Source organism: Streptomyces sp. NPDC033229, assembly GCF_055576875.1.
Genome location: NZ_JBVIQR010000047.1, coordinates 34,606 through 42,777 on the forward strand (window position 1 = coordinate 34,606; position 8,172 = coordinate 42,777).

7 protein-coding genes and 1 tRNA gene are annotated in these 8,172 nt (G+C 71.4%); 2 read left to right on the plus strand and 6 right to left on the minus strand.

The genetic code is table 11. The features are described 5' to 3' along the window. Positions 1-265 precede the first annotated feature (265 nt). The 5 genes from ACZ53N_RS30485 to ACZ53N_RS30505 all read right to left on the minus strand — a co-directional run bounded on the left by ACZ53N_RS30485 (position 266) and on the right by ACZ53N_RS30505 (position 6,367). On the minus strand, positions 266-1,906 hold the full coding sequence (locus tag ACZ53N_RS30485; protein WP_469144035.1) for a DEAD/DEAH box helicase: 1,641 nt from the start codon (positions 1,904-1,906) through the stop codon (positions 266-268). A gap of 233 nt (positions 1,907-2,139) precedes the next feature. Beyond that, positions 2,140-2,343: a cold-shock protein gene (locus ACZ53N_RS30490; protein WP_130878768.1), complete on the minus strand. Its 204-nt coding sequence runs from the start codon at positions 2,341-2,343 to the stop codon at positions 2,140-2,142. Positions 2,344-2,546: 203 nt separating this feature from the next. Continuing rightward, positions 2,547-3,365: a DUF6227 family protein gene (locus tag ACZ53N_RS30495; RefSeq protein ID WP_469144036.1), complete on the minus strand. Its 819-nt coding sequence runs from the start codon at positions 3,363-3,365 to the stop codon at positions 2,547-2,549. A 437-nt stretch (positions 3,366-3,802) separates the two neighbouring features. Next, positions 3,803-3,875 (minus strand) — tRNA-Lys (locus tag ACZ53N_RS30500). Positions 3,876-4,039: 164 nt separating this feature from the next. Then, positions 4,040-6,367, minus strand: a complete 2,328-nt coding sequence (locus ACZ53N_RS30505; protein WP_469144037.1) for a DEAD/DEAH box helicase — start codon at positions 6,365-6,367, stop codon at positions 4,040-4,042. Between the two features lie 227 nt (positions 6,368-6,594). On the opposite strand from ACZ53N_RS30505, the gene ACZ53N_RS30510 reads away from it, so the two are divergent. Beyond that, positions 6,595-7,275 carry a hypothetical protein gene (locus tag ACZ53N_RS30510; RefSeq protein WP_469144038.1) on the plus strand — a complete coding sequence of 227 codons (681 nt, stop codon included), beginning with the start codon at positions 6,595-6,597 and terminating at the stop codon, positions 7,273-7,275. Between the two features lie 21 nt (positions 7,276-7,296). Here the strand turns inward: ACZ53N_RS30510 and ACZ53N_RS30515 are convergent, their stop codons facing one another. Next, positions 7,297-7,371 (minus strand): metallopeptidase family protein, encoded by a 75-nt coding sequence (locus ACZ53N_RS30515; RefSeq protein ID WP_469144045.1) that lies wholly within the window; start codon positions 7,369-7,371, stop codon positions 7,297-7,299. Positions 7,372-7,447: 76 nt separating this feature from the next. Between ACZ53N_RS30515 and ACZ53N_RS30520 the strand changes: the two genes are divergently transcribed. Next, a partial coding sequence (locus tag ACZ53N_RS30520; RefSeq protein WP_469144039.1) for a recombinase family protein occupies positions 7,448-8,172 on the plus strand: 725 nt, incomplete at its 3' end.

Here is an 8,172-nt window from a genome sequence, read left to right on the forward strand (position 1 = left end):
CGCGGGCGAGTGGGGCTGCGCCGTTGGTGGGCGGGGCGGGGCCCGGATACGCCTGGGGGCTGCGGGCCCCCGCCTGCGGCGGCGAGCGCCGCTCGCCTGTCCGGCGGATCTTCGGCCGCGGGCCGTCCTGGCCGCCTGCGGCGGCGAGCACCCTGCGGGCGCGTCCTCAAACGGCCGGACGGGCTGGTTTTGGCTGAGCTCAGCCAAAACCAGCCCGTCCGGCGTTGAAGACCGTGTTGACGACCGTCAGGTCACTCCGTACGCGTCACGCCGCGGACGGGCGACGGCCACCGCCGCCCGTGCCGCCGCCACCGCTGCGACGGCCGCGGCCGACCGCGTTGCCCGGGCGGGTGCCGGAGCGGCGGGAGCCCTCCGTGCCGTTGCCGAAGCCACGGAACGGACGGCTGCCGCTGTTGCCCGAGCCGCCCGTGGCGGAGCCGGAGGCGTCCGTGCGGGTACGGCCGCGGCCACCGCGGCTGCCGCGCGAGCTGGACGACTTGCCGGTGCCCTGCGGCTGGGCCGGGGCCGGGGGCGTGATGACGACCGGGACGCCGCTGGGCTCGCGGGCGCCGGTGATGCGGGCGAGCTCCGGGTCGGTCGGGTACGTCTTGATGACGTTCGGCGTGATCTGGGCCGTGGTCATCATCCGGGACATCTCACGGCGCTGCTCGGGCAGCACGAACGTGACGACCGTGCCGGACTCGCCGGCGCGCGCGGTACGGCCGCCGCGGTGCAGGTAGTCCTTGTGGTCGGTCGGCGGGTCGATGTTCACGACGAGGTCGAGACCGTCGATGTGGATGCCGCGCGCGGCGACGTTCGTCGCGACGAGGGCGGTGACCTGGTCGGTGCGGAACTGGTCCAGCGTGCGGTTGCGCTGCGGCTGGCTCTTGCCACCGTGCAGCGCGGCGGCCCGGACACCCTCGGACAGCAGCTTCTTCACCAGGCGGTCGGCGCCGCGCTTGGTGTCCACGAACATGATCACGCGCCCGGCGCGGGCGGCGACCCGGGTGACGGAGTCCTTCTTGTCCTGGTCCGTCACGTGGAACAGGTGGTGGTCCATCGTGGAGACCGCGCCGACGGAGGCGTCGACGGAGTGCGTCACCGGGTCGGTGAGGAAGCGACGGACGAGCCGGTCGACGTTGCGGTCGAGGGTCGCGGAGAACAGCATGCGCTGGCCGTCCGGGTCGACCTGGTCGAGCAGCTTGGTGACCTGCGGCAGGAAGCCCATGTCGGCCATCTGGTCGGCCTCGTCCAGGACCGTGATCCGCACGTCGCCGAGCTTGGCGTCACCGCGCTGGATGAGGTCCGCGAGGCGGCCGGGGGTCGCGACGAGCACCTCGGCGCCGCGCGCGAGGGTCTGCGCCTGGCGGCCGATGGACATGCCGCCGACGACCGTGGCGATCCGCAGGTTCACGGCGGTCGCGTACGGGCTGAGCGAGTCGGTGACCTGCTGGGCCAGCTCACGGGTGGGGACGAGGACCATGGCGAGCGGGCGCTTGGGCTCCGCTCGGCGGCCCGCGGTACGGGCGAGCAGCGCCAGGCCGAAGGCCAGGGTCTTGCCGGAGCCCGTGCGGCCACGGCCGAGGACGTCGCGGCCGGCGAGCGCGTTGGGCAGCGTCGCGGCCTGGATCGGGAACGGCTCGGTGACGCCTTCGCGGGTCAGCGTGGCGAGCAGGCCGTTCGGCATGTCGAGCGCGTCGAAGGTCTCGACGGGCGGCAGCGCGGGGGTCGTGCTGACCGGCATCTCGAACTCGCCCTGGAGGGGAGCGGCGGCGGGCTTGCGGCCCTTGGACTGGCCGCCACGGGGCTGACCGCCACGGGAGGACTGCGGGCCACGCGCGCGCGACGGGCGGGCGGTGCCGCCGTCGGCGGAGGACGAGCGGGCAGGGCGGGCTGAGCGGGTCATTCGGGGACCTTCCCTCAATGGGGTGGCACGCCCGAGATCAAGGACTTCGCATCGCGAGGCCGTCCGGGACGGACGGCGGCGGAAAAGCCTGGGCGCGCTGGTGCGGGGGCAACAATGGGGCCCGCACCCAGTGGTGCGGGCCCCATTGCGTTAATGCTCTATGCGATACCCGGTCGAGTCATCGGGCCGAAAGGCCTGTCAATGACTCAATCGACCGGGCGGGCATCCGATCGTCAGGCAGCGACGATGTTCTCGGCCTGCAGGCCCTTCTGGCCCTGCGTGACGTCGAAGGAAACCTTCTGGCCCTCGAGCAGCTCACGGAAGCCGGAGGAGGCGATGTTCGAGTAGTGGGCGAAGACGTCCGGGCCGCCGCCGTCCTGCTCGATGAAGCCGAAGCCCTTTTCAGCGTTGAACCACTTCACGGTGCCAGTAGCCATGTCTATCTCCTTAATGGGATGGGCCCCATACCGGAATAGACCGGCAAAAAACAAAAATGCGCCTTCGGTTACAAAACCGTCAGGCGCACACGAGTTCATGGGTACCACAACTGCAACTTGAAAGACCATAGCACACACAGGCGGCCCCCCGTAACCCCCACCGCCGCCCCGGGTTCTCCGGGGTCCCGCCGTGGGCCGCCCGGCTACAGCTCCACGCCCTGCGCGCGGGCGTGCCGGTCCGCCGCCACCTCGGCCTCCGCCTCGTCGAGGTAGACCTCGCACACCAGCCGGCCGTCGGCCGTCAGATTGTGCTCCAGCTCCCAGAGGCTGACCTCGCCGCCGCCCTCCAGCAGAAACGCGTGCTCGTAGAAGCGGCACCACGTCGCGTCCCGCCCCGCACCCCGTCGGCGCGGCTTGGTGATCAGCGCGATGTGGTGTCCGAGCGCCCCCTGGAGCAGCTCGCGCACCACCTCGCCGGGCCCGTCCGCGTTCTCCGCGCGGCGCAGCAGGCGGCGGGCGTGGTCGGGTGAGGCGTCGCAGACGTACTCCCGGTGGGGGCGGGTCGGCCCCATCGCGAGCAGCAGCTCCTCCGCCAGCCAGGCGGGCAGCTCCTCCGCCTCGGTGCCGGGGCCGATGCCGCCGCCGATGCGCTCGTGCACCCGGCGCTCGGCCTGGTCCAGCGCCTCCTCCCGGGCGTACACCTCGTAGAGGAAGCGGTCGTCCGGCCCGGTGTCGTGCTCCAGCTCGTACAGCAGCCGGCTGCTGCCGTCGGAGAGCAGGAAGACATGCCGGTAGGTGTTGCAGCGCAGCGGCCGCGGCTCGTCATTGCGCTGGCGGTAGGAGCGCAGCTCCGACTGGTGCATGAGCGCGGTCCGCAGCCGGTCGAGCAGCGGCTCGTCGAGCTCGAACCCGTTCTGCGCCCGCTTCAGCAGCTCCTCCACCTGGTCGGCGGGCGTCGGCTCGCCGCCGCCCACCCCGGTCCGCGTCTCACCCTCGCCCTCACCCGCTCGCGAATGCTCCACGTCTCCGCCTCCCGACCCTCGCCTCACCCACCCCGCGCACTTACCGTAGCGGCGCGAACACACCTCGGGGGCGGGAATTTCACTAACTGGGCGCGGTTCAACGGGGTTTCGGACGGGAATAAGGGAAGAATGTCCGGGAAGGGGACGTACGCCCGGGCCGACCGCCAGGTCGCGCCACCCTCTCGCCACAACTCCCCGCCATACACAGGCAGTCACGCGGGAACCCGTCCGTCCGGCAGGAAACTCCGCTGGTCGTCGCCCTCGGAGCGCGTAACCGGGCGAGGTCGGCAGGATGGCGCCGCAGCCCTCCGTCGAACGACCGGGCGGCCCCGCGACGGCCACGCCGGGGCCCGGAAACGCCGGAGCGCCCCGCCCGGCAGAAACCGGACGAGGCGCTCGATCGCAGGTCAGGGGGCGTAACCCCGACCCGCATGCGGTAGGCCGTGTGGGACTCGAACCCACAACCAATGGATTAAAAGTCCACTGCTCTGCCAATTGAGCTAACGGCCCGCACCCCGCAGCATAGCCCGGCCGACCGCCGGAGCCCGAGTCGTATGCGCCGGGGCCGCGTCGCGGGTGTCGGAAGGGGCGTACACAGAAGGGCCCGTACGGCACAAATGTGTCGTACGGGCCCTCAGATCAGCTGTGGTTATCAGCCGTTGCGCCTGCGGCTATCAGCCGTTGCGCTTCCAGCGGGGCTTGTCGTCACGGCGGCCGAAGGAGCCGGTGGCGGTGCCGCCACCGCGGTGGTCGTCACGACGGCCGGCCGGACGGTCGCCACCGGAGCGGTAGCCGCCGGTCGAGGGGCGGTCGTCGCGACGGTCGCGGTTGAACGGGCGGTCGCCGCCGCCGGAGCGGAAGCCGCCACCGGAGGCCGGACGGTCGCCACCGGAGCGGAAGCCACCACCGGAGGACGGACGGTCGTCGCGGCGGAAGCCGCCACCGGAGCGGTCGTCACGACGGTCGTCGCGGCGGAAGCCGCCACCGGCGGGGCGCTCGTCACGACGCTCGTCGCGGCGGAAGCCACCGGTCGGGCGGTCGCCACCGGAACGGAAGCCACCACCGGAGGACGGACGGTCGTCACGACGGAACCCACCGGACGGACGGTCGTCGCGGCGGAAGCCACCACCGGCGGGACGCTCGTCACGACGCTCGTCACGACGGAAGCCACCACCGGAGGCCGGACGGTCGCCACCGGAACGGAAACCACCGGACGGACGGTCATCACGACGGAAGCCACCGGACGGACGGTCGTCGCGACGGAAGCCACCCGAAGAGCGGTCGTCGCGGCGGTCGTCACGACGGAACCCGCCGGAGCGGTCGTCACGACGGTCGTCACGGCGGAAGCCGCCCGAGGAACGGTCGTCGCGGCGCTCGTAGTTGCCACGCTCGTCACGCGGCGTCGACGCGGACTGCGCGGGCACGGCGGCAGCGGCCTCTTCGGCCTTGGCCTCGTTGGCAGCGGCCTCGGCAGCGGCAGCCACGGCGGCCTCCGGGTCCTCGCCACGCTCGCGGGCGGCGCGCGCCACGAGGCGGTCGGCCTCCTCGCGGAGCTCGGTGGCACGGCGCTGGACGCGCTCCACCTGGCGGTTGAGGTCCTGGAGCTCGCGCTCGGCCTGCTTGGCGGCGTTGGCCGCGGAGTCGGCCTGGACCTCGGTGAGCGAACGCGCACCGGTGATCTTGGCGACGTCCTCGTCGAAGGCGCCGGCGCCACCGACGATGTGGCGCGAGGCGTCGACGCCCGCGTCCTCCATCAGACGGAAGATCTGCTTGCGCTGGTGCGGCAGGGCCAGAGAGACGACCGTGCCGGACTTGCCCGCGCGGGCCGTACGGCCGGAGCGGTGCAGGTAGTCCTTGTGGTCACCGGCGGGGTCGACGTTCAGCACGAGGTCGATGCTGTCGACGTGGATGCCACGGGCGGCGACGTCGGTGGCGACGAGGACGTTGACGTGGCCGCCCTTGAAGTCCTCCAGCACGCGGGTACGCGCGCCCTGGGTCATGCCGCCGTGCAGCGCGTCGGCGCGGACACCGGAGTCGAGCAGCTGCTCGGCGACGCGGTCGGCACCCAGCTGGGTACGGACGAAGATGATCGTGCGGCCCTTGCGGGCGGCGATGGCGGCCGTGACCGGCGCCTTGTCCTTCGGCTTCACGACGAGGACGTGGTGCGTCATCGTGGTGACCGCGCCCTGGGCCGCGTCCACCTCGTGGGTGACGGGGTCGACCAGGTAGCGCTTGACGAGGGTGTCGATCTCGTTCTCCAGCGTCGCGGAGAACAGCAGACGCTGACCACCGGACGGGACCTGGTCGAGGATCTCGGTGACCTCGGGCAGGAAGCCCATGTCGGCCATCTGGTCGGCCTCGTCGAGGACGGTGACCTGGACCTGGTCGAGGGTGGCGGCACCGCGGTTGAGGATGTCGCGCAGACGGCCCGGGGTGGCGACCAGGATGTCGACGCCGCGCTCCAGGGCGTAGATCTGGTTGCCCATCGACGTACCGCCGCAGACGACCTTCATCTTCAGGCCGAGCACGTCGCCGTACGGCTGGAGGGCGTCCGCGACCTGCATCGCGAGCTCACGGGTGGGGGTGAGGATCAGACCGCGGGGGCGCTTCTTCTCGGTGCGGCCACCGGACAGCTGGGACAGCAGCGGCAGACCGAAGGAGAGGGTCTTGCCGGAGCCGGTGCGGCCACGGCCGAGGATGTCCTTGCCGGCCAGCGCGTCCGGGATGGCCGCGGCCTGGATCGGGAAGGGCGCGGTCACGCCGTTCTGCGCGAGCTTGCGGACGATCGCGTCGTCCAGGCCGAGGGAACCGAAGGTGACCGTCGGCTCGGCGGGCTCGGCGGCCTCGGTGTCGTCGGAGTCGGCGGCGATGTCGGTGTCGACATCGGCGACAGCGTCGACGACGGGCGCGTCGATGAGGGTGTCGGTGGTGGTGTCAGCGGCAGCCTCGACAACGATCTCGTCGTTCTCGGGCATGACGGTCTGCTCAGTGGAAATGGACATGCGAAATGCGAAACCTTCCGGAGTTTCGGCACGCGCCCAAGCTCCGTGTCGGCTTCACAAATGACCGCCTCGATGCGGTCAGCCACGGCAAGGTAAGGAACGCGCCACACGGCGCGCTTCTGTCAGGCGCCGGGCAAATGGGATCAAACGATCTACCACCATACGCACCCACCACCACATAGCGCAAGTCCCCTTCGGCGGGACCCGTCGAATGAACATTCGACAGCATGCACGGCACCCCCTCTGACCTGCTGCTTTCATTCCCGCAGCGGACGCTGATCGGCCGCTACGAGGCAACCGGTCCCGCCTGCGGAGCCGGCTGCGGAGCGGGCGGAGTCGTCTCCGCAGGGGATGTCGGCGCGGGGGGCGAGGGCGGGCTGCTCGGCGGCTGCGAGGCCGGTTGGGACGGCGGCGAAGGCCGCCCGGGCTGCGGCTGCGGGCCCGGCCCCGGGCCGCCCGGCGGCTTCGGCCGCTCCCCCGGCCTGCCCGGCTTCCCCGCGGGCGGCGACGCGCCGGCCGACCCGGCGGACGGGGAGGGGGAGGAGGACGCCGCGGACGCCCCCTTGGCCGCGGGGCTCCCGCTCGCACCGTTCGGCACCTTCGCCCCCGGCCTGCCCGGACGGCCGTCCACCGCCGGCAACCCGCCGTCCGGCCGGGTGCCCACCTCTCGCTGCTTGCCCGAACCGGACGGCGTCACCCGGTCCGGGTCGCTCACGCTCATGCAGCCGCCGAGGGCCAGGGCCGCGACAGTCACGGCGGCGATACGGGTGAACGTCACGGCTGACGCCAGGGCTGGCATTGCGGGCATGAGCGGGACCGCCTTCGGGTCGCGGGGGGACAGGCCCCCTGCCCAACTGGCCCCGCCCCGCCCAGGACACGCGCGGCGCGCCGCCACCCGACCGGCGTAGCGCGCCCGGCACCCGGTCCCCTCAGCCGTAGCCGAGGGCGTGCAGCCGCTCGTCGTCGATCCCGAAGTGGTGCGCCACCTCGTGAACCCACGACATCCCGTCGTACACCTTTCCGAACCCCGGATTAGGGTGACGGCGGAGAAAGAGGGTTCACATGCCACCGCTTGAGACAGTGACGCAGATCATAGCGACGCTGCGAGCAATCCTTTACCTCCGCATCTCAGATCTAACGGACACATCTACGTCCATCGCCCGCCAAGAGAAGGCAGGGCGCGCGAAAGCGGCAGATCTGGGCGCTAGCGTGACGAAGATCTACAAGGACGTAGACAAGTCCGCGTATCACGCGTATGTGGAGCGTCCCGACTGGGAGGCGGCTCTCACTGCCTTGCGGGACCGCCTTGCGGACGTCCTGATCATCTTCAAGGTGGACCGGGCGACACGTCAGGGCATCCCCCAGGCCGCAGAGATCATCCGCGTTGTCTATGAGACCGGCTGCCGCTTCATCTCCATCGCGGACGGCATCGACTCCAACAACGAGGGCTGGGAACTTCAGCTCTCCATCGCGGCTCACCAGGCCCACCGCGAGAGCAAGAACACGGCGACGCGGGTCGCCGACATGCGCGCGGACGAGCGGGACTCGGGTCGGTGGATGGGCTCCCGTCCATACGGCTTCATCGTCACGCCGGAACGAAAGCTGGAGATCCACCCAGCGGAGGCAGATGTCGTCCGGACGATCGTCCGGAAGCTCCTCGGCCAGGAGCCAGAGAAAGAGGCTATGACACTGCGAGCTGTAGCCAGATGGCTACTGAGACTGAACTCGTGTTGTCGCAGTGAGTTATCTGGGGTTCGGGGTGAGCCCTGTCTCGGTGAGGCAGCCTTCAAGGAGGGCGGGCCGGT

Coding starts and splice junctions, on each gene's coding strand:
- ACZ53N_RS30485 (WP_469144035.1), bottom strand. CDS start 1,906: ATGACCCGCTCAGCCCGCCCTGCCCGCTCGTCCTCCGCCGACGGCGGC.
- ACZ53N_RS30490 (WP_130878768.1), bottom strand. CDS start 2,343: ATGGCTACTGGCACCGTGAAGTGGTTCAACGCTGAAAAGGGCTTCGGC.
- ACZ53N_RS30505 (WP_469144037.1), bottom strand. CDS start 6,367: ATGTCCATTTCCACTGAGCAGACCGTCATGCCCGAGAACGACGAGATC.
- ACZ53N_RS30510 (WP_469144038.1), top strand. CDS start 6,595: ATGCACGGCACCCCCTCTGACCTGCTGCTTTCATTCCCGCAGCGGACG.